Below are 21,413 nucleotides of genomic sequence, written 5' to 3' on the forward strand. Positions count from 1 at the left end.
GGTGGGTATCTGTGGAAGCGCGGCAGGTAATCAGCTATCTGAAGATCGTTCCTACGCAGTTGCGTAGGAACGATCATAAATTACAGAGTGTTTCCGAATCATCGTTTCAACCGCCCCGACGTCCTCGCCACCCCCGTTTTTTCGGCACTTGCCGCTTCTGGCCGCTTTTTCCCCCAATACTGGCCTTTCATCTAATTGTCATATTCCAGACATAGAGTGTTCACACGGCCTATCAATACTTGGCCCCGATCCAACTATCCCTATCTGCTAGGAGTAAGGCATGAAACTGAAGCGTTTGATGGCGGCAATGACTTTTGTCGCTGCTGGCGTTGCGACTGCCCACGCGGTGGCCGCTGGTGTTGACCCGGCTATTCCGGCTTACACGAAGACCACTGGTGTGTCGGGCAACTTGTCCAGCGTCGGTTCCGATACCCTGGCTAACCTGATGACCCTGTGGGCCGAGGGTTACAAAAAGGAATACCCGAACGTCAACATCCAGATTCAAGCTGCTGGTTCTGCCACTGCGCCACCTGCGCTGACTGAAGGCACCTCCAACCTGGGCCCGATGAGCCGCAAGATGAAGGACACCGAACTGGCGGCCTTCGAGCAGAAGTACGGCTACAAGCCAACTGCTATCCCGGTTGCCGTGGATGCCCTGGCCGTGTTCGTACACAAGGACAACCCGATCAAGCACCTGACCATGGAACAAGTCGACGCGATCTTCTCCTCGACTCGCCTGTGCGGTGCCAAAGCCGACGTCAAAACCTGGGGCGACCTGGGTGTGACCGGCGACCTGGCCAACAAGCCAGTGCAACTGTTCGGTCGTAACTCGGTATCCGGCACCTACGGCTACTTCAAGGAAGAAGCCCTGTGCAAAGGCGACTACAAGCCTAACGTGAACGAACAACCAGGCTCGGCTTCGGTCGTGCAGTCGATCAGCTCCTCGCTGAACGGCATCGGTTACTCGGGCATCGGCTACAAGACCGCCAGCGTGAAGACCGTGGCCCTGGCCAAGAAAGGCAGCACTGACTTCATCGAAGACAGCGAAGAAAACGCCCTGAACGGCAAATACCCGCTGTCGCGTTTCCTCTACGTTTACGTCAACAAAGCCCCGAACAAGCCGCTGGCACCGCTGGAAGCCGAGTTCGTGAAGCTGGTTCTGTCCAAGCAGGGCCAGGAAGTTGTGGTCAAGGACGGCTACATCCCACTGCCAGCCAAAGTTGCCGCCAAGGCACTGGCTGACCTGGGTCTGAAAGAAGGCAACTAAGTTGCTGGGCCGGGTAAAACCGGCCGTTCTGTAGGAGCGGGCTTGCTCGCGAAAGATGATAGAGCACCGCGTTTATTCAGAAGCGGCGCGTTATCGTTAACGCTCTTCGCGAGCAAGCGCGCTCCTACAGAAACTCCTAATTTTTAGTCCGCTGCCGGCTCTGCCATGCGGCGGATTTCTTGCGTCACTGCATTGTCATCTTTCTGTCATACAGGACCGCTAGGGTGTGCGCATGAATGATCTGGCCAATTCCACTATGACGACGACTTCTCCCCCCAAGCGTATTGACTTCAATACGCCTGAGTTGCAACGCAAGCGCCGCATTCGCGCGCTCAAGGATCGCCTGACCCGTTGGTACGTGTTGATCGGCGGCCTTGCCGTCCTCGGCGCTATCACCCTGATCTTCTTCTTCCTGGCCTACGTGGTCGCGCCCTTGTTCCAGGGCGCCTCGTTGACCAAGGAAGCCGCGCTGACACCGGCGTGGATACAAGACGCGGGCAAGCCGTTGATGATCTCGCTGGAAGAACAGAACCAAGTCGCCATGCGGGTTTCCGACAAAGGCCAGGCGCTGTTCTTCGACGTGAGCACCGGCGCCGAACTCAAGCGCATCGACCTGCCGCTGGCGGCCGGCGTCAGCGTCGTGTCGATTGGTAAAGACCAGCCGGGCAGCCCGCTGGTGATCCTCGGTTTGTCCAATGGCCAGTCCCTGGTGTTCCGTCACACCTACAAGGTGTCCTACCCGGACGGCAAGAAGACCATCAGCCCGGCCATCGAATACCCTTACGGCGAAACGCCGATCGTGCTGGATGACGCCGGTCGCCCGCTGGAACACGTCGCGCTGAACGTCACCGACACCTCGCTGGTGGTGGCCGGTTCGGCCGGTTCGCACTTGAACGTGCTGTCCCTGAGCCGTGAAGAAAACATGATGACCGGCGAAGTCACCAGCGAGCAGAAGCGTATCGAGCTGCCGCAGATGACCGAGCCGGTGAAGGCGATCTTCATCGACCCCCGCCAGCAATGGCTGTACGTGATCAACGGCCGTGCCCTGGCGGATGTGTTCAGCCTGCGCGACAAGAGCCTCAACGGTCGCTATAAACTGCTGGAAGACGGCGACGCCGAAATCACCGCCAGCACCCAACTGGTGGGCGGTATCTCGCTGATCGTCGGTAACTCCAAGGGCGGCCTGGCCCAGTGGTTCATGGCCCGTGACCCGGATGGCGAACAGCGCCTGAAGCAGATCCGCACCTTCGAGATGGGCACTGCGCCCATCGTTGAAATCACCGCCGAAGAACGTCGCAAAGGCTTCACCGCCCTCGACGCTTCCGGCAAGTTCGGCGTGTTCCACAGCACCGCCCACCGCACCCTGCTGGTGGACCCGGTGGTCGATGGCCCGGGCGTGTTCGGCCTGTCGCCACGGGCCAACCGTGTGATCGTCGAAGCCGACGGCAAGCTGCAACCGTTGCTGCTGGACAACCCGCACCCGGAAGTGTCGTGGAGCGCGCTGTGGAGCAAGGTCTGGTACGAAAACTACGACGAGCCTAAATACGTCTGGCAATCGACCGCCGCCAACACCGATTTCGAACCCAAGATGAGCCTCGCGCCGCTGACCTTCGGTACGCTGAAGGCCGCGTTCTACGCCATGTTGCTGGCCGCGCCGCTGGCTGTTGCCGCAGCGATCTACACTGCGTACTTCATGGCACCGGGCCTGCGCCGCAAGGTCAAGCCGGTGATCGAGCTGATGGAAGCGATGCCGACGGTGATCCTCGGCTTCTTCGCCGGCCTGTTCCTCGCGCCGTATGTCGAAGGGCATCTACCGGGGATTTTCAGCCTGTTGATGCTGGTGCCGATTGGCATCCTGGTGGCCGGTTTTATCTTCAGCCGCCTGCCTGAGTCCATTCGCCTGCGGGTTCCCGATGGCTGGGAAAGCGCGATCCTGATCCCGGTGATCCTGTTTGTGGGCTGGCTCTCGCTGTACATGAGCCCGTACCTGGAAACCTGGTTCTTCGGCGGCGACATGCGGATGTGGATCTCCCATGACCTGGGCATCACCTATGACCAGCGCAACGCCCTGGTCGTCGGCCTGGCGATGGGGTTCGCGGTGATCCCGAACATCTACTCCATCGCCGAAGACGCCGTGTTCAGCGTGCCGCGCGGCCTGACCCTGGGCTCTTTGGCCCTGGGTGCCACGCCGTGGCAGACCATGACCCGCGTGGTCATCCTGACCGCCAGCCCGGGGATTTTCTCGGCGCTGATGATCGGCATGGGCCGCGCCGTGGGCGAGACCATGATCGTGCTGATGGCCACCGGTAACACTCCGGTGATGGAGATGAACCTGTTCGAAGGCCTGCGCACCCTGGCGGCCAACGTCGCGGTGGAAATGCCCGAGTCGGAAGTGGGCGGCAGTCACTACCGCGTGCTGTTCCTCTCGGCGCTGGTGCTGCTGTTGTTCACCTTCATCATGAACACCCTCGCCGAGCTGATTCGTCAGCGTCTGCGCAAGAAATACTCGTCGCTTTAAGAAAGGTAGAAGTCTGTGAAACAGAACTCCCTGAATGGATGGTTCAAGAGCGGCGCCCCCGGCGTCTGGATCAGCGGTGGCGCGGTGTCCATCGCGGTCATCATGACCCTTGGTTTGCTGGCTGTGATTGCGGTGCGTGGTTTGGGCCACTTCTGGCCGGCTGACCTGATCCAGGCCAACTACGATGTCCCGGGCCAGGCCAACCATATCGTCATCGGCGAAGTGGTACAGAAAGAAGAAGTGCCGCGCGAGCGCCTGAAAAGCGCTGGCCTGCCCGTGCCCGACGTGGGCCCGGAATTCATGACCCGCGAGCTGATCAAAGTCGGTAACCGCGATCTGAATGGCAGCGACTTCACATGGATCGTCGGCGAATGGCTGAAGAACCAGACCAAACCGCTGGAATTGATGACCATCGAGCGCCGTGAGTGGGGCAACTTCTACGGCACCCTGGTCAACGTCAAGCAGGATGGCAAGGTCATCGCCGAAGGCCAGGCTGCGTGGCCGGAGCTGCAGGCTCGGGTCGACCGCGTGAACAAGCTGGCGGCCCAGCTCAAGACCCTTGAGAAGTCCGACATCGGCGCGATCAACGCCGGTCTTGAACGTATCCGTCTGCACGGCCGCAAGCTGGAACTGGAAGGCAAGCTCGACGCCGCCGCCCAGGCCGACATGGACTCGGGCCGCGCCGAACTGAATGCCCGTTACCAGGACATCGAAGCGCGCCTGGCCGACCTGCACGCCCAATTCAACCGCGACGCCTTGACTGCCCGCGATGCGAACGGCAAGGAAGTCGAAATCGGCATCGGCAAAGTGGTCCACGCCTATCAGCCGAACGCCATGGGCACGATGACCAAGGTCGGCTTCTACTTCAGCAAGGTCTGGGAGTTCCTCAGCGACGACCCACGGGAAGCCAACACCGAAGGCGGGATCTTCCCGGCCATCTTCGGCACCGTGATGATGACCCTGATCATGGCGATGATCGTGACCCCATTCGGCGTGCTGGCGGCGGTGTACCTGCGTGAATACGCCAAGCAGAACGCCCTGACGCGGATCATCCGCATCGCCGTGAACAACCTGGCGGGCGTACCGGCCATCGTTTACGGCGTGTTCGGCCTGGGCTTCTTCGTGTATGTATTGGGTGGCTCGGTTGACCGCCTGTTCTTCGCCGAAGCCCTGCCGGCCCCAACCTTCGGTACGCCGGGCCTGTTGTGGGCGTCGCTGACCCTGGCGCTGCTGGCGGTGCCGGTGGTGATCGTGGCTACCGAAGAAGGCCTGGCGCGGATTCCTCGCACTGTGCGCGAAGGCTCGCTGGCACTCGGCGCGACCAAGGCGGAAACGCTGTGGAAGATCGTGCTGCCGATGGCCAGCCCGGCGATGATGACCGGCATGATCCTCGCCGTGGCCCGTGCCGCCGGTGAAGTAGCGCCGCTGATGCTGGTGGGCGTGGTCAAGCTGGCCCCGTCGCTGCCGCTGGACGGCAACTACCCTTACTTGCACCTTGACCAGAAGATCATGCACCTGGGCTTCCATATTTATGACGTCGGCTTCCAGAGCCCCAACGTCGAGGCCGCAAGGCCGCTGGTATATGCCACCGCGCTGTTGCTGGTGCTGGTGATCGCCACGCTCAACTTGTCGGCGGTGTGGATCCGTAACCACCTGCGCGAAAAATATAAAGCGTTGGATAGCTAATTGAAGTGACGCGGACTCAATGTGGGAGGGGGCTTGCCCCCGATAGCGGCGTATCAGAAACACATATGCTGGCTGACACACTGCTATCGGGGGCAAGCCCCCTCCCACACTAGACCACGATATACGCAGAATTTGAGTAAACCGCCCCCGGCGGTTCAACAACACGAATTGGTAGCACAGGGAGCATCCCATGCAACAAGAAACCCATTCCCATGGCATCAACATGTCTGCCCTGGGTCGTGACAAGCAGAGCCTGAGCCTGGCCCAGGAAACCGTGGCCATCGAAGTGCCGGGCCTGAGCCTGTACTACGGCGACAAACAGGCGCTGTTCGACGTCAGCATGAACATCCCCAAGCAGCGCGTGACCGCCTTCATCGGCCCGTCGGGCTGCGGCAAGTCCACGCTGCTGCGCACCTTCAACCGCATGAACGACCTGGTCGACGGTTGCCGCGTGGATGGTGCGATCAACCTCTACGGCAGCAACATCTACCGCAAGGGTGAAGACGTGGCCGAGCTGCGTCGCCGGGTGGGCATGGTGTTCCAGAAGCCCAACCCGTTCCCCAAGACCATCTACGAAAACGTGGTCTACGGCTTGCGCATCCAGGGCATCAACAAGAAGCGCATCCTCGATGAAGCGGTCGAATGGGCGCTTAAAGGCGCGGCGCTGTGGGACGAGGTCAAGGACCGCCTGCACGACTCCGCACTCGGCCTGTCCGGCGGCCAGCAACAACGCCTGGTGATCGCGCGTACCATCGCCGTGGAACCGGAAGTGCTGCTGCTCGACGAACCTTGCTCGGCACTCGACCCGATCTCGACGTTGAAAGTCGAAGAACTGATCTACGAGCTCAAGTCCAAGTTCACCATCGTCATCGTGACTCACAACATGCAACAGGCGGCGCGGGTTTCCGACTACACCGCGTTCATGTACATGGGCAAGCTGGTGGAGTTCGGCGATACCGATACCCTGTTCACCAATCCGGCGAAGAAACAGACCGAAGACTACATCACCGGTCGCTACGGCTAGGAAGCTGTGGTTCAGATTGCATTGACGCTGCGGTTCTCCGCACCTTTCCGGACGCTCCAAGGACGCAAACATGATTAGCAAAGAAGGCCTTACCCACCACATCTCCGCGCAGTTCAATGCCGAGCTTGAGGAAGTGCGCAGCCACCTCCTGGCGATGGGCGGGCTGGTGGAGAAGCAAGTCAACGATGCGGTCACCGCGCTGATCGAGGCCGACTCGGGCCTGGCCCAGCAAGTGCGCGAGATCGATGACCAGATCAACCAGATGGAACGCAATATCGACGAAGAATGCCTGCGCATTCTCGCCCGTCGCCAGCCGGCGGCTTCCGACCTGCGCTTGATCATCAGTATTTCCAAGTCGGTGATCGACCTTGAGCGTATCGGCGATGAATCCACCAAGATCGCCCGCCGCGCCATCCAACTGTGCGAAGAAGGCGAAGCGCCGCGCGGTTATGTGGAAGTGCGGCATATCGGTGACCAGGTGCGCAACATGGTGCGCGATGCCCTGGACGCGTTTGCCCGTTTCGACGCCGAACTGGCGTTGTCGGTGGCCCAGTACGACAAGATCATCGACCGTGAGTACAAGACCGCCCTGCGCGAGCTGGCCACCTACATGATGGAAGACCCGCGCTCTATCACACGGGTCTTGAGCATTATCTGGGTGCTGCGCTCGCTGGAGCGGATCGGCGACCACGCGCGCAATATCTCGGAGTTGGTGATCTATCTGGTGCGTGGCACCGACGTGCGGCACATGGGCCTCAAGCGCATGAAAGCCGAAGTTGAAGGATCTACCGATCAAATCCCTAATGTTCCGGGCGAATCTGACGATAAGTAAGGTTGCCCGAGATATTAACGCCCGGCCTTTGGTCGGGCGTTTTCGTTTGTGGGCGCTGATTTTTTTGTGCGTGGGGTGAAAGAAAGTCCCAACACGACTACAGAGTTTTGGCAAAATGCCACCAGTCAGGCGTTCTGCGTGCCGCGTTTTTATAGGATAAAGGGTCGATGAGTAAAGTCAGTGTATTGGTGGTGGATGACGCCTCGTTTATTCGCGACCTGGTGAAGAAGTGCCTGCGCAATTACTTCCCCGGGATCAAGATTGAAGATGCGGTGAACGGCAAAAAGGCCCAGGCCATCCTGATGCGCGAAACCTTCGATCTGGTGTTGTGCGACTGGGAAATGCCCGAGATGTCCGGCCTGGAGCTGTTGACCTGGTGCCGTGAGCAACCGCAGCTCAAAGCCATGCCGTTCGTGATGGTGACCAGCCGCGGCGACAAAGAGAACGTGGTGCAGGCGATCCAGGCCGGGGTTTCCGGCTACGTCAGCAAACCGTTCACCAACGAACAGCTGTTGACCAAGGTCAAGCACGCCCTGCACAAGGTCGGGCGCCTCGACGCCCTGGTCGCCAGCGCACCGACCAAGATGAACTCAGCGTTCGGCAACGACTCCCTGAGCGCCCTGACCGGTGGCAAGCCCGAAGCGGTCAAGGTCGCTCCTATCGCGGCGGCTGCACCGAGCAAAGGCCTGCTCAACAGCCCGCCCGTGAAGGCGGCTGCCGCCGCTGCGCCCGCCAGTGGTCGCGGGCAGGGTCAGTTGCGCCTGTCCAGCGGCACCCAGCAATGCGTGATCAAGGGCCTGAGCATCAAGGAAGCGCTGCTGGTGGTCCGTCGCAGTGAGGTCCTGCCTCAGGTACTGGAAAGCGCGGTGCTCGACCTTGAGCAAGGCGACAACGCCGAAGTCGCACGCCTCAACGGCTACCTGCACGCCGTCGTCGCCTTCGAGCCCAAGCCCGACAGCGACTGGCTGCAACTGACCTTCCGCTTTATCGACCAGGATGCGCAGAAACTGGACTACATCTCGCGGCTGATCGCGCGGGGTACGGCGCAGAAGCATTTCGTGCCGGGTGCCTGATTCACAGAACGCCACCTGTCCCCTGTGGAAGGGGGCGTGCTCCCGATGGTCTTTCATTCAACATCTTCGTTGGCTGAACTACCGCAATCGCGAGCAAGCCCGCTCCTACATGTGAAGTTCGTTGTTTTCAGTATCGGGTAAATCTCACACGGTCTTGTCATCAAGCCTTGCTAGCCTGCCATTCAGTCCCCCCGGCAGGTTCGCGTCATGCTCATTCGCCTACTGCTGCTCTGCGTATTGGCCACGGTTGCTACCTCGACCCCGGCCATGACCCTCTACAAATCCACCGACGCCAATGGCGAGGTGTTTTTCAGCGACCGGCAAACCCCCGGCGCCCAGGCGTTTGTGATCCGGGAGCGGGAGGCCGTGCGCGTGCAACGGCCGGTGCTCGACCGGCCAAGGCCCGGTTATCCCCAGCAGGCCTACCGCTACCCCTTGCCCTGGCGCGGCGGGCCGTTTCGCCTGAGCCAAGGCCCCAACGGCAGCTTCAGCCATACCGACGCCAAAAGCCGCTACGCCATGGACATTGCCATGCCCGAAGGCACGCCGATCATTGCGGCGCGCAGCGGCAGGGTGGTGAAGATCGAGAATGACCAGGCCGGGCGCGGCAACGATGCGTCAGGGAATTTCGTGCGGGTGCTGCACGATGACGGCACCCAGGGCGTGTACCTGCACCTCAAGCAAGGTTCGGTCAGCGTCAGACCGGGGCAGCGGGTGGCGGTGGGCAGTGCGCTGGGGTTGTCGGGCAACACCGGCAACAGCAGCGGGCCGCACCTGCACTTTGTGGTGCAGCAGCGGACCGAGGCGGGGCTGGTATCGATCCCGTATGAGTTCAACCAGCCCGTGGGGGTATTGCCCAATTTTGCCTTGGGCAATTGACGGTCAGTCCAGCAGCAGGACCTTGGCCAACACGATTTTCGGCCCTTTCATCTTCTTGATGATGATCCGCAGGCCTTCAACCTCGAGGACTTCTTCCTCTTCCGGCACCCGCTTGAGGGTGTCGTAGACCAGCCCGGCCAGGGTTTCCGCTTCGATGTGGTCGAGGTCGACGCCCAGCAGGCGTTCCACCTTGAACAGCGGCGTATCGCCGCGTACCAGCAGTTTGCCCGGCTGGTAGGCGAGGATGCCGCGCTCGGCCTTGCGGTGTTCGTCCTGGATATCGCCCACCAGCACTTCGAGCACGTCTTCCATGGTCAGGTAGCCGATGACCTTGCCGTCGGCTTCTTCCACCAGGGCGAAGTGCGCGCCGCCTTTGCGGAACTGCTCCAGCAACTGCGACAGCGGCATGTGCCGCGACACGCGCTCCAGCGGGCGGGTCAGTTCGGCCAGGTTGAACGACTCGGGGAGATGGTCCAGGTTCGCCAGTTCCAGCAGCAGGTCCTTGATGTGCAGCAGGCCGACAAACTCGTTGCGCTGCGCGTCATACACCGGGTAACGGCTGAATTTGTGGCGACGGAACAGCGCGAGGATTTCCTTGAGCGGAGCGTTGAAGTCCAGGGTCACCAGGTCTTCTCGCGAGTTGGCCCAGTCGACCACTTCCAGTTCGCCCATTTCCACGGCCGAGGCCAAGACGCGCATGCCTTGGTCGCTGGGGTCCTGGCCACGGCTGGAGTGCAGGATCAGCTTGAGTTCTTCGCGGCTGTACTGGTGCTCATGGTGCGGGCCGGGTTCGCCTTGCCCGGCGATCCGCAGGATGGCATTGGCGCTGGCGTTGAGCAGGTAGATTGCCGGGTACATGGCCCAGTAGAACAGGTACAGCGGCACCGCCGTCCACAGCGACAGCAGTTCCGGCTTGCGAATGGCCCAGGACTTGGGCGCAAGTTCACCGACCACGATGTGCAGGTAGGAAATCAGGAAGAAGGCGGAAAAGAACGACACGCCTTTGATCACTTCCGGCGACTCGACGCCAGCGGCGCCCAGCAGCGGCTCGAGGATATGCGCAAACGCCGGCTCGCCGACCCAGCCCAGGCCCAGGGAGGCGAGGGTGATACCCAACTGGCAGGCCGACAGGTAGGCGTCGAGCTGGCGGTGGACGGTGCGCAGGATCTGCCCGCGCCAACCGTTGGTGTGGGCGATGGCCTCGACCCGCGTGGAGCGCAGTTTGACCATGGCAAACTCCGCCGCAACGAAGAACGCGTTGAGCAGTACCAGGATCAGTGCAAAAAGAATCATGCCGAAATCGGCGAAGAGTGTGGCGAGGGTGATACTTGGGGAAGGGTCCATGATGGGGTTTTGCGGGTTCCGTATGTTCAATAGGGGTGACAGGAGCGCCTGAAAGGCGGACACAAGTCGGCCAATGTAGCGGCTGGCGCAGCGCTTGCCTAGTGGTTGCTGCCTGATGGAGCCAGGAATACCTGCTTCGCAACAATGCAATTCCAAATGTGGGAGGGGGCTTGCTCGCACATTTAGTGTTGTATTGTGTCCGGGTTATTCATCATTCACGACCATCCGCGAACGGGTTACCTGGGGCGGCGGAAAATGGCAGGTAAAGGTGCTGCCGTGGCCGAGCACACTGCTGATTTCCAGGCGTGCGCGGTGGCGCAGCAGCACGTGCTTGACGATCGCCAGGCCCAGCCCGGTGCCGCCGGTGTTGGAGTTGCGGCTGGAGTCGACGCGGTAGAAGCGCTCGGTCAGGCGCGGCAGGTGCTTGGCGTCGATGCCGATGCCGGAGTCTTGCACGCTCAGGTGCGCGCCCTGGGCGTCGGCCCACCAGCGGATGCGGATATTGCCCTTGTCCGGGGTGTACTTCACGGCGTTGAACACCAGGTTGGAAAACGCGCTGCGCAATTCGCCTTCGCTGCCTTTGAGCAGTACCGACGGGTCGGCTTCCAGGGTGATCTGTTGCCCGCGTTGGCCGGAGAGGGCCTGGGCGTCGTTCTTGATGGTCTGCAACAGGCTTTGCACCGCCACCGGGTGGTTATCCGACGGGTAATCGGTCGCCTCCAGCTTGGCCAGCAACAGCAGGTCATTGAGCAGGGTTTGCATGCGCGAGCCTTGCTGCTGCATCTGCTGCAGGGCGCGGCTCCAGCGCGGGTTGATCTCGTCGACGTTGTCCAGCAGCGTCTCCAGGTAGCCGCAGATCACCGTCAACGGGGTGCGCAGCTCGTGGGAGACGTTGGCAACGAAGTCCTTGCGCATCTGTTCCAACTGGTGGATGCGGGTTACGTCGCGCACCAGCATCAAGTGTTCGTTGTTGCCGTAGCGCGTCAGGTACAGCTGGATGCGTACGCGGTCGTTGGTGGGCGAGGGAATTTCCAGGGCTTCTTCGTAGTTTTCCTGCTCGAAGTATTCCTTGAAGCGCGGGTGGCGGACCAGGTTGGTCACCGGTTGGCCGCTGTCCTGGGGCGTCTTGAGGCCCAGCAGGGTCTCGGCGGCGCGGTTCCACCATTCGAGGTTGCCGTCGCTGTCGAGCATGATCACTGCGTCTTTCAGCGCGGCGGTGGACTCCTGCACCCGGTCGATCACCGCTTGCAGGCGCCCGCGTACCCGTTGGTCGCGGCGTTGCAGGTGGTAGATGCTGTCGAACACCTCGCCCCACAGGCCGTAGCCGTCGGGTGGTGCTTCATCGGGTTTGTGTTGGCGCAGCCATTCATGCAGGCGCAGCAATTGCTTGAGGGTCCAGCCCAGGTACAGACCAATGCCGACGGCCAGGCTCCAGCCGTATTGGCCGCTGATCAGGCCTACCAGCAAGCAGCCGGTGATCAACAGCAGCAGGTGGCGGATCAGCGTGCCATGCCAGTTTTGGTTCACTTGAACATGCGTCCTTGTCAGCTGTTAAATCAGGCTCTTGCGTTCAGAAACCGGCTGGCTCAGCCCTTGGTGGAAAACCGATAGCCGGTGCCGCGCACGGTTTGTACCAGATTCTCGTAGGCATCGCCCAGGGCTTTGCGCAGGCGACGGATATGCACGTCCACGGTGCGCTCTTCCACGTACACATTGCCGCCCCACACTTGGTCCAGCAACTGGCCGCGGGTGTAGGCGCGTTCCTGGTGGGTCATGAAGAACTGCAGCAGACGGTATTCGGTCGGGCCCATCTCGGCGGGCTTGCCGTCGATGGTCACGCGGTGGCTGATCGGGTCCAGCAACAGGCCGCCGACTTCGATCGGTGCTTCGCCATCGGTCGGGCCGGCGCGGCGCAGTACGGCTTTCAGGCGTGCGACCAGTTCCCGTGGGGAAAACGGCTTGGTGATGTAGTCATCGGCGCCGACTTCCAGGCCCTGGATCTTGTTGTCTTCTTCGCCCTTGGCCGTGAGCATGATGATCGGGATATCGCCGGTCAGCTCGTCACGCTTGAGGCGCCGCGCCAGTTCGATGCCGGAGGTGCCGGGCAGCATCCAGTCGAGCAGAATCAGGTCCGGTTTGCGGTCGACGATAATGGCATGGGCCTGCTGCGAGTTCTCCGCTTCCAGGCAGTCATAGCCGGCCATTTCCAACGCGACGGCGATCATCTCGCGAATGGGCGCTTCGTCGTCGACGATCAGAATGCTCCTGCCAACCATGCCTAAAGTCCTCTTGTCATTTAACTGTCTTGCGCCGCATTAGATAACGGAATTATTGCAGTCGTGTGACAGTAATTTAGCTGCTCGCGCAATTCCCGCCTGCGTGGACTACGCTTTGGGTCCGAATCCTGACAACCACAAAAGGAAGGTTCCGATGACTTACAGTACTTTTTCCTGGAAGGCCTTGCTGGTCACGGCGGCGTTGACGCTGCCGACCCTGGCATTCGCGGCGGACCCCGCGACGACCAAAGACGGGATACTGGTCGATCACAACGGCATGACGCTCTACACCTTTGCCAAGGACGCCGATGGCAAATCCCTGTGCAACGATAAGTGTGCCGCCAACTGGCCGCCATTGATGGCGGCGTCCACCGACAAGCCCATGGGCAAGTGGACCGTGATCACCCGTGACGACCAGAAGAGTCAGTGGGCCTACAGCGGCAAGCCGCTCTACACCTTCGTCATGGACAAGAAGGCTGGCGACATGACCGGTGAAGGCAAGATGGACGGGGCCTGGAAAGTCGCCAAGCCTTAGTTGGGCCCTCGCGATGAGGGGCCTGGCCCCTCATCGAAAGCCGTAATCCGCGACAATCCCGACAAAGATCGCCAACCCGGCCCAGTGGTTGTGCAAAAACGCCTTGAAGCACTTCATCCGGTCCCTGTCCCGGGTGTACCAGAATTCCCAGGCAAAACAGCCCGCCGCCGCCAGCAACCCCAGGTGGAACCAGCCGCCCAGCTCGAACCGCGCGCCGGCCAGCAACAGGCACGCCAGCGCCAGGCCTTGCAGGGTCAGAATGATCGCCCGGTCGGCGTCGCCAAACAGGATGGCGGTGGACTTCACGCCGATCTTCAAATCGTCGTCGCGGTCGGTCATGGCGTAATAGGTGTCGTAGCCCACCGTCCACAGCACATTGGCGATGTACAGCAGCCACGCGGCGGCAGGCAGGTTGCCGGTTTCGGCGGTGAACGCCATCGGCATGCCCCAGGAAAACGCCGCGCCCAGCACCACTTGCGGGTAATAGGTGTAGCGCTTCATGAACGGATAGCTCGCCGCCAGCGCCAGGCCGCCGAGGGACAGCAGGATGGTCGTCGCGTTGGTCAGCAGCACCAGCAGGAAACTGACGCCCATCAGCAGCGCGAAAAACACCAGCGCCTCTTTCGAGCTGATCTTGCCGCTGACCAGTGGGCGTTGCTCGGTGCGCTTCACGTGGCCGTCGACCTTGCGGTCGGCCCAGTCGTTGATCACGCAGCCGCCGGCGCGAGTGAGCACCACGCCGAGCACGAAAATCAGGATATTGATCAAGGACGGCGAGCCCTTGCCGGCGATCCACAGCGCCCACAGCGTCGGCCACAGCAGCAGGTAGATGCCGATGGGTTTGTCCATGCGCGTCAACTGAATGAAATCCCAGGCCCTGGGGTTCAGACGGTTCAAGGATTTGAGCAGGCGTTGATACATCAGCGGTTCTCCGGGTGGTCATGCACCGCGTGCCACAGGCTCGGCAGGAAGATTTCGGCGACCAGCACGCTCAGCGCCCCGCGATCGAACCGCGAGCGGCGCGCCCACAGCCCGTCGAGCTGATCGGCTGTGGGCAGCCATGGGCGCGGGTAATGGCAGACCTCGATCGCCCGACGCGTGAAGGCGCGGTCGCAGAACAGCAGCTCGCCCAGGGAGCGGCTCCCCAGCTCGTCCATATGCAACCCGTCGCCTTGCAGCGCACTGCGCGACGCCACGCTGCGGGCAAACACCCACGGCTGGCCATGCCCGCGCAAATACACCTCGCGCACCCAACCGATGCTGGCCTGGGGCAGGTCAAGCGCCGCGCACTCATCGTCGCGCAACGGCTGCCAGCCTTCGCACAGCGGCGTCACGCTGAAACTGTCGCTGGACAGCCCCGTCAGGCGCCGCGTCAGCGAGCCCTCGTCGAACAGCCAGTCAAGGGTCAACGGCGCGGGCAGGGGGCTCAGAAGGCTCTGGGTCAGCCATTGGCAAGCATCGGGAAGGGCGATTGAGTGCGGCACGGTGCGTCAATATTGGCAGCAAAAGAGGCCGCGAGCTTACCATGGCGTCCGGCTCTTTTGCCGGGCTGAACCGGTGCCTTGTGTCGATCGTACTTGCATCTGCAGGTCCCGATCAGTACAAAACGCGCTGAGCCGCGCGGCAACGCGGGATCTATCGACCGTCGGCCAACCTGCCTGGACCCTGAGGAAGCAAGTAAATGAAGAAGTGGCAATGCATAGTCTGCGGCCTGATCTATGACGAGAAAGACGGCTGGCCGGACGACGGAATCGCTCCGGGTACCCTGTGGGAGGACGTTCCGGAAGACTGGCTGTGCCCGGACTGCGGCGTGGGCAAAGTGGATTTCGAAATGATTGAAATCGCGTAATCGCGAATTTAAGAAACGTACTACAAGGAGAAAGGAATGAACGCACCTGTCGTGATCATCGGCACAGGGCTCGCCGGTTACAACGTGGCCCGCGAGTTTCGCAAGCTCGACAGCGATACCCCGTTGTTGCTGATCACCGCGGATGATGGGCGCTCCTACTCCAAGCCCATGCTCTCCACCGGCTTTGCCAAGAACAAGGAAGCCGATGGCCTGAGCATGGCTGAACCCGGCGCCATGGCCGAGCAACTCAAGGCCGAGGTACGCACTCATACCCGTATCACCGGTATTGACCCGGGCCACAAGCGCTTGTGGATCGGCGAAGAAGCGGTGACTTACCGCGACCTGGTCCTGGCCTGGGGCGCGGAAACCGTGCGCGTGCCGGTCGAAGGCGACGCCGCGGAGCTGATTTTCCCGATCAACGATCTTGAAGACTACGCCCGCTTTCGCGCGGCAGCCGTCGGTAAACGCCGCGTGCTGCTGCTTGGCGCCGGCCTGATCGGCTGCGAATTCGCCAACGACCTGATCCTCGGCGGCTACGAAATCGACCTGGTGGCACCGTGCGAGCAAGTCATGCCGACCCTGCTGCACCCAGCGGCGGCCGCAGCGGTACAAGCCGGGCTGGAAGGCCTTGGGGCGCGCTTCCACCTGGGCCCGGTGCTCAACCGCCTGCAACGCAGCGCCGAAGGTCTGGAAGCGCACCTGTCGGACGGTGAAGTGATCCAGTGCGACCTGGTGGTCTCGGCCATCGGCCTGCGCCCGCGTGTCGACCTGGCCGCGGCTGCCGGCTTGCAGGTCAACCGTGGGATCGTGGTCGACCGCCACCTCAAGACCTCCCACGCCAACATCTATGCCCTGGGCGACTGCGCCGAGGTCGATGGCCTGAACCTGCTGTACGTCATGCCGCTGATGAGCTGCGCCCGCGCCTTGGCCCAGACGCTGGCGGGCAACGCCACGGCCGTCAGCTACGGGCCGATGCCGGTCACCGTGAAAACCCCGGTCTGCCCGCTGGTGGTTTCGCCACCGCCACGGGGCACCGAAGGCGTGTGGAGCGTCGAAGGGCAGGGCGCCGACATCAAGGCCCTGTGCCGCGATGCCAGCGGCCGCCTGCTGGGCTACGCGCTGACCGGCAGCGCCGTGATGGAAAAACTGGCGTTGAACAAAGAACTTCCGCCGCTGCTGGCGTAAATACCGGTCGTTCTGTCGGAATAACCCTATTTTTCACCCTAGAAAGGTCGCCACGAGACTGGCGCGGCGTCCGAGGGCATGCCATCCTCACTCCCGTCTGCCGCAGAGTAGAGCCTGCGGCGCCTTGGGCGCTGCTCCATTAGAGAGCAGCACGGACATAACAACAAAAAACCGTCAAAGAGGCTTCACTTATGCGTAAACCAGAACTCGCAGCCGCCATCGCTGAAAAAGCGGACCTCACCAAAGAACAGGCGAATCGCGTCCTCAACGCCGTTCTCGAAGAAATCACCGGCGCCCTGCACCGCAAGGACAGCGTCACCCTGGTTGGCTTCGGCACCTTCCTGCAACGCCACCGCGGCGCCCGCACCGGCAAAAACCCGCAAACCGGTGAGCCTGTGAAAATCAAGGCCAGCAATACCGTTGCGTTCAAGCCGGGCAAGTCGCTCAAAGACAGCGTCAACCCGTAATAGCGGTATCGTCTCGAAGGGGGCGGGGAGGTAGAAAAAGTGGGCACGCCGACTGGGTCGGGTGCCCATTTTTTGTGCGCGTGGAAAAGCAATCGAGGCGCAAGGAGGGGGCTCACGGCTTATACAGTTATTAGTATTAGCGGGGCAGAGTTTTTTATTGTTTGTAAAGGACGATTACTTACGCACTGGAACTTAATGGGTACGAGGCGCCACCTATTAGTCGAGATTGCAGGGACGCGCTCAAGACTATTTTAAAGAGGTGTCTCAATGAAACTCACTGATCTAACTTATATTCCTCCAAATACTCCATCACCTCAGCCAACTGTGCCAGGAAACTCAGTTCCGTTGACGTCGGGTAATGGGCAGCAAACGGCTGACTCCTCGAAGATTGTATATGGTTCGAATGCGGGTAACGGAGGGGGTATTGAATATCCCACGGCGAGTAATGAGAAAATAGGTGCTTCTGAGTTAAGTGGCGCTACTAAGGCTGGCGGAGGACGCAGGGGGGGAGGGTCAAGTGGACATGGAGGTTCCGGAAGTGGATCGAATCCAGGTTCGAATCCAGGATCGAATCCAGGTTCGAATCCTCTGCCAAATGGGCAAGGAGGTCCGAATCCTCAGGCAAATGGATCAGGGGGCTCCAATCCTCGGTCAAATAAACAAAGAGGCTCCCATCCTCTGCCAAACCCCAAAGCCGCGTCACCTGGTATTAAGGATTCTTTAAAGACCACGCAAAATATTAACGATCTACACGATAAAAATGGGTTCCCGCCGCTCTCTTCTGAACTGGCGTCCAGCGCGCGCAACTCACTTATCAGTGGGGGGGTAAATTCACTGGTGAATATCCCGTTGAGTGTGGGGGAACATATGGCTTCCAAAGCCATCATCGATAGAATCGAAGCGCAAGCTGCAATGCCAGGCGCGGCAAAAAAGAACGCGGACGGCACGACCACGACCGTAGACCCGGCTGCAACAGAAAAGCAAAAAATAGACGCGCGCCTCGAAGACAGTGAAATAAAAACAGAGTTGATGGTCAACCAGATCCTTTCCATTAACGAAGGATCTGAGGCTAATGCGGTTAGTAAAAAATCGGAGGCACCAAAAGACACAGCCGGGCGCTTGACCAATCAAGAAAAAACCATGGATGGCATAGAAGCCCAGTTGCAAGACCTGGGTACACGATACGACCTTGTTTATAAACCGTATGAAGCGCCGAAGTCGTCGGATGCACCGACTGACAAGTCTCGTATGGATGCGATTGAACTGCGCCACAAGCACATGAACAGAATGATTAAAAGATTGATAACGCTTGTAGAATCGGATGTAACGTAGTCTTGATAAACTCTTGATTCAAGAGTGGAGAGTGGCGGATTTGTTTAGGCAAGTCCGCCCTGTCCGTAAAATTTTAATAGCGGTGCGGTCTCGAAGGGCTGCGGGACGGTAGGAAAAATGGGCATGCCGACTGGGTTGGGTGCCCATTTTTGGTGGGACGGGACCAGGGAATCTCCCTCGGCTTGATTGTTGTGGCGCATTACCCGAGTATTTGCGCTTTCCCGAGTCACTCACATCCATGGAAAGCGATCACTGTGACCCTCTACAGAATTCAAGAAGCGGACCTCGACATCCCTGATGCCTGGCAGGACCAGAGTATCAATATCTTCAAGCTGCCGGCCGTTGGCGGCGCCAAGGAAGCCAGTTTTGTCATCAGTCGTGATGCCTCCCAAGGCGACGCGATCTTCGCGGATTACATCGACAAGCAAGTGAAGAGCGCAGAGCAGCAATTGCCTGAGTTCAAGTTGGTCCAACGATGGGACACGGTGCTGCATGAACATGCCGCCACATTGCTGGATTACACCTGGAAGCGTGAAGGGCGCGAACTGATGTTGCGCCAGATGTTTATCGAACGAAAACCGGCCGTGCTGATCACCACATTGACGACCACGCCGAGTGATCTGGCTCATCACGAGACTGCCTGGAAAATTGCCATGAGCAGCCTCAAACCCCTTGTGTCAGGCACCTGATTCATACACGGCAGCGGTTTAACCAATACGGCAGATAGACGCAATGGATGCGCAAGCAGCAGCACGCTTGGGTGATGAAATAGCCCACGGTTTTGGGGTCATGTCGATGATCGCCGGCGCTGTGGCGGGCGCATTGATTGGAGCTGCAGTCATCGCTGCCACCGTTGCCACAGGTGGAGTGGCGGTGGCGATCATGGCAGGCTCGGTCGCTGCGGGCGGTTTGTCGATGTTCCAAATCGTCAAAGGTCTAAATACGCTTTTCAACCTACCCGAACCTACCACGGGGAAGTTGTTGAAGGGCAGTTTCAATGTCTATATCAATGGCCTCAATGCGATGCGAGCGGGAGAGGACATCGCCTCGTCCTGTACCGGTTTTCCGATGAGTCACCCAATGTGGCCGTTTCCGGTATTGATCGCCGAAGGCAGTGCCACGGTCTTTATCAACGGCAAGCCGGCGGCCCGCTTGCATAGCAAAATGGTCTGCGGTGCACATATCAAGAGTGGCAGCCCCAATACGTTTATCGGTGGGCCGACAGTTTCGGTTGCGTTTGTTCTTGATATCGAAGGTTGGATGCATTCCGGGCTGGAGCTTATGGGGCTGCTGGCAGCCGGCGCTGCACTGGTAATGGCCGCCATGGTGGGTCTTGCGGTACTTGTCGAGTTTGTCGTGATCGGCGGCCTGGTTTTAGGCGGCATGACCCTACTGGGTGAATTGGGGGACCGGCTTGGGCCGGGCTATCGAGATCTGCTCCAAGGCGTGGCAGGTATGGCGATGCTAGGGCTGAGTCCGAAGATGGCAAGGTTGGCGACGCCTAAGTACAAACTTGGCGTGACTGAGGCTGATATCCTGGCAATGCCGAAGGGAAGCCGACCCAATGCCGATACCTACCTCTCACCTAAGTACGTAAGCGAACATCTAGCCCAGTTCGATAAAGGCGCCTCGCGCTTCATGACAAAGTCCAACCTCGACAAGTACGGAATTGCTCAGCGTGATGGCACCTCCTTCATTATGCCCAAGCACGAGGCGGATCAATTGCTGGCCAACGCCAAGGGTGACCCGAGAGCGTTGGAGCAGGCGCTTGGATTACCGAAAAACACGCTGGATAACAGCACTCTGGTTCGCATCGATATCCCCGCCCCGAAAGACTTGAATCTACGGATTCCCTCCGGGAACGAGGCCGGGGCGAATGAGTTATGGATTCCTGGCGGTAAACTGCCTACGGGCAGCAGTGAGGCAGTCATTGACGCAGGCAGTATTGCGCCCACTGACTTCAGTTGGACGCCATTAGGATTTTAGAGGTGATCATGAAATTTCAGGATGTTTTTGTAAGTCGGGAGCACATGTTTTCCGTTGGAGTCGAAAAGGAGTCGGGTCGTTTTTACGTATCCATACCGGTCAGCAACGGTATGGTCGATTACGAGGAATATTATGAAATTGATCGGGCAACTTTTGAACTGTTCAAGCGTGACCCGAACGCTGCTCTACCGTTCGTCATGCGTTGTCGCAAGCGCGAGTTGGACGAGCTGTTGCTGATTCAGCCGGGAACGAACCGAGGCACGGCGATCTGACGTTTCAACATCGTCTACCCACACTTCTGAAAGGATCTATGGAAAGGAGTGCTGACGCGCTCGGTAGGTTGTTGGGTGATGGCACCTACAATGCGGTAGCGGCGAAAGCCAACGTCGAAGATGGGCTGGGCCACAAGTACTATGAGGCGTGGCGAGTGCTGGACCCAAACAGTGCCGAAGCAAAAGCCATTGCCAATAAGAGCAAAGCCTATTACGACGCGATAAGGGGGAGCAGTGGCAATTGATTTTGAAGCGCTTTTGACCCGGGATGTGTTCATCGACTACAACTTCGAAGAAGTCATGTATCGCTGGGATCATCGAGAGAAAAAATATACGTCAAGTTCTATGGCGCACAAGAGCGTACTGAGCCGGTTGCTCCTGACCATCGTCTGTATCGGGAAGCGTTGTGCTCGGGCCGGGAAATCACTCGTGAGCAATATGAAAAAGGATTTACACGTCAATGAGTATTCTCGACACCGTCATTGCGCTGGCCTGTCGTGTTCATGCTGGGCAGCTGGATAAGTCTGGCAAGCCTTACATTCTGCATCCGCTGCGCTTGATGTTGAAATTCGAGACATTGGATGAGCAGGTTGTCAGCGTTCTGCACGATGTTGTCGAAGACAGTGATGTCACCCTGGATGAATTAAGACAATTAGGCCTCAGCGAGCACGTGATACGTGCCATCGACTGTCTCTCAAAGCGTCCTGGCGAAGTCTACGAAGACTTTATCGCGCGGATTCGGCCTGACGAGTTGGCGCGCAAGGTGAAAATCGAAGATATCCGGGACAACCTCAACCTCACGCGATTGCCCACCTTAGAGGCCAAGGACCTGGAACGGATCGCCAAATATCACAAAGCGCTGCGCTATCTTTTGCTGTCGACCTGATC

General features: G+C 59.8%; 21 protein-coding genes and 1 pseudogene. 17 read left to right on the forward strand and 5 right to left on the reverse strand.

Annotated features, from left to right (window positions below; genetic code table 11):
• Window positions 1-280 precede the first annotated feature (280 nt).
• The 7 genes from AC07W0_RS13855 to AC07W0_RS13885 all read left to right on the forward strand — a co-directional run bounded on the left by AC07W0_RS13855 (window position 281) and on the right by AC07W0_RS13885 (window position 9,279).
• Window positions 281-1,267, forward strand: coding sequence for a phosphate ABC transporter substrate-binding protein PstS (locus tag AC07W0_RS13855; protein WP_017850004.1), 987 nt, complete (start codon window positions 281-283; stop codon window positions 1,265-1,267).
• 484 nt (window positions 1,268-1,751) lie between these two features.
• Window positions 1,752-3,785, forward strand: a complete 2,034-nt coding sequence (locus tag AC07W0_RS13860) for an ABC transporter permease subunit (RefSeq protein ID WP_169884756.1) — start codon at window positions 1,752-1,754, stop codon at window positions 3,783-3,785.
• Window positions 3,786-3,800: 15 nt separating this feature from the next.
• Entirely contained in the window at window positions 3,801-5,471 is a 1,671-nt protein-coding gene (gene pstA, locus AC07W0_RS13865; protein ID WP_102618836.1) for a phosphate ABC transporter permease PstA, read from the forward strand.
• 190 nt (window positions 5,472-5,661) lie between these two features.
• Entirely contained in the window at window positions 5,662-6,495 is an 834-nt protein-coding gene (gene pstB / locus AC07W0_RS13870) for a phosphate ABC transporter ATP-binding protein PstB (RefSeq protein WP_017850001.1), read from the forward strand.
• Between the two features lie 70 nt (window positions 6,496-6,565).
• Window positions 6,566-7,327: a phosphate signaling complex protein PhoU gene (phoU, locus tag AC07W0_RS13875; RefSeq protein WP_017850000.1), complete on the forward strand. Its 762-nt coding sequence runs from the start codon at window positions 6,566-6,568 to the stop codon at window positions 7,325-7,327.
• A gap of 167 nt (window positions 7,328-7,494) precedes the next feature.
• Window positions 7,495-8,400 carry a response regulator gene (locus tag AC07W0_RS13880; RefSeq protein ID WP_046485961.1) on the forward strand — a complete coding sequence of 302 codons (906 nt, stop codon included), beginning with the start codon at window positions 7,495-7,497 and terminating at the stop codon, window positions 8,398-8,400.
• Between the two features lie 207 nt (window positions 8,401-8,607).
• The gene (locus tag AC07W0_RS13885) at window positions 8,608-9,279 is read left to right on the forward strand and encodes a M23 family metallopeptidase (protein ID WP_079444950.1); all 672 of its coding nucleotides are present in this window, start codon (window positions 8,608-8,610) and stop codon (window positions 9,277-9,279) included.
• A 3-nt stretch (window positions 9,280-9,282) separates the two neighbouring features.
• On the opposite strand, the gene AC07W0_RS13890 is transcribed toward AC07W0_RS13885, so the two are convergent.
• The 3 genes from AC07W0_RS13890 to phoB all read right to left on the reverse strand — a co-directional run bounded on the left by AC07W0_RS13890 (window position 9,283) and on the right by phoB (window position 12,899).
• Complete coding sequence (locus tag AC07W0_RS13890) at window positions 9,283-10,623, reverse strand: hemolysin family protein (protein WP_017849997.1); 1,341 nt, start codon at window positions 10,621-10,623, stop codon at window positions 9,283-9,285.
• Window positions 10,624-10,827: 204 nt separating this feature from the next.
• Window positions 10,828-12,150, reverse strand: coding sequence for a phosphate regulon sensor histidine kinase PhoR (gene phoR, locus AC07W0_RS13895; protein WP_017849996.1), 1,323 nt, complete (start codon window positions 12,148-12,150; stop codon window positions 10,828-10,830).
• 59 nt (window positions 12,151-12,209) lie between these two features.
• Window positions 12,210-12,899, reverse strand: coding sequence for a phosphate regulon transcriptional regulator PhoB (gene phoB / locus AC07W0_RS13900; RefSeq protein ID WP_003176964.1), 690 nt, complete (start codon window positions 12,897-12,899; stop codon window positions 12,210-12,212).
• Between the two features lie 154 nt (window positions 12,900-13,053).
• Between phoB and AC07W0_RS13905 the strand changes: the two genes are divergently transcribed.
• A complete protein-coding gene (locus AC07W0_RS13905; protein ID WP_017849995.1) occupies window positions 13,054-13,434 on the forward strand; it encodes a COG4315 family predicted lipoprotein in 381 nt (126 codons plus the stop codon).
• Window positions 13,435-13,464: 30 nt separating this feature from the next.
• Here the strand turns inward: AC07W0_RS13905 and ubiA are convergent, their stop codons facing one another.
• Both ubiA and AC07W0_RS13915 read right to left on the reverse strand, forming a co-directional pair.
• On the reverse strand, window positions 13,465-14,355 hold the full coding sequence (ubiA, locus tag AC07W0_RS13910; RefSeq protein ID WP_017849994.1) for a 4-hydroxybenzoate octaprenyltransferase: 891 nt from the start codon (window positions 14,353-14,355) through the stop codon (window positions 13,465-13,467).
• A complete protein-coding gene (locus tag AC07W0_RS13915) occupies window positions 14,355-14,918 on the reverse strand; it encodes a chorismate lyase (RefSeq protein ID WP_079444949.1) in 564 nt (187 codons plus the stop codon). The genes ubiA and AC07W0_RS13915 overlap by 1 nt, the downstream gene beginning before the upstream one ends.
• A gap of 197 nt (window positions 14,919-15,115) precedes the next feature.
• Here AC07W0_RS13915 and AC07W0_RS13920 point away from each other — a divergent pair, with 197 nt between their 5' ends.
• The 9 genes and pseudogenes from AC07W0_RS13920 (at window position 15,116) to AC07W0_RS13960 (ending at window position 21,411) form a co-directional block, all read left to right on the forward strand.
• Window positions 15,116-15,283: a rubredoxin gene (locus AC07W0_RS13920; RefSeq protein WP_046381624.1), complete on the forward strand. Its 168-nt coding sequence runs from the start codon at window positions 15,116-15,118 to the stop codon at window positions 15,281-15,283.
• A 36-nt stretch (window positions 15,284-15,319) separates the two neighbouring features.
• Entirely contained in the window at window positions 15,320-16,468 is a 1,149-nt protein-coding gene (locus tag AC07W0_RS13925; RefSeq protein ID WP_017849991.1) for an NAD(P)/FAD-dependent oxidoreductase, read from the forward strand.
• Between the two features lie 191 nt (window positions 16,469-16,659).
• Window positions 16,660-16,935, forward strand: a complete 276-nt coding sequence (locus AC07W0_RS13930; protein ID WP_003213368.1) for an HU family DNA-binding protein — start codon at window positions 16,660-16,662, stop codon at window positions 16,933-16,935.
• Between the two features lie 267 nt (window positions 16,936-17,202).
• Complete coding sequence (locus tag AC07W0_RS13935) at window positions 17,203-18,267, forward strand: hypothetical protein (RefSeq protein WP_256580902.1); 1,065 nt, start codon at window positions 17,203-17,205, stop codon at window positions 18,265-18,267.
• A gap of 254 nt (window positions 18,268-18,521) precedes the next feature.
• Window positions 18,522-18,956, forward strand: a complete 435-nt coding sequence (locus AC07W0_RS13940) for a DUF1795 domain-containing protein (protein ID WP_046381626.1) — start codon at window positions 18,522-18,524, stop codon at window positions 18,954-18,956.
• A 43-nt stretch (window positions 18,957-18,999) separates the two neighbouring features.
• Window positions 19,000-20,253, forward strand: coding sequence for a PAAR domain-containing protein (locus tag AC07W0_RS13945; protein WP_017849987.1), 1,254 nt, complete (start codon window positions 19,000-19,002; stop codon window positions 20,251-20,253).
• Window positions 20,254-20,261: 8 nt separating this feature from the next.
• Window positions 20,262-20,525, forward strand: a complete 264-nt coding sequence (locus AC07W0_RS13950; protein WP_017849986.1) for a hypothetical protein — start codon at window positions 20,262-20,264, stop codon at window positions 20,523-20,525.
• A 234-nt stretch (window positions 20,526-20,759) separates the two neighbouring features.
• Window positions 20,760-20,989, forward strand: a pseudogene (locus tag AC07W0_RS13955) (hypothetical protein).
• Window positions 20,986-21,411: a guanosine-3',5'-bis(diphosphate) 3'-pyrophosphohydrolase gene (locus tag AC07W0_RS13960; protein ID WP_017849984.1), complete on the forward strand. Its 426-nt coding sequence runs from the start codon at window positions 20,986-20,988 to the stop codon at window positions 21,409-21,411. Before AC07W0_RS13955 ends, AC07W0_RS13960 begins: the two are co-directional and overlap by 4 nt.
• The last annotated feature ends 2 nt before the right edge of the window (window positions 21,412-21,413 follow it).

Source organism: Pseudomonas sp. GW704-F2 (assembly GCF_059423025.1).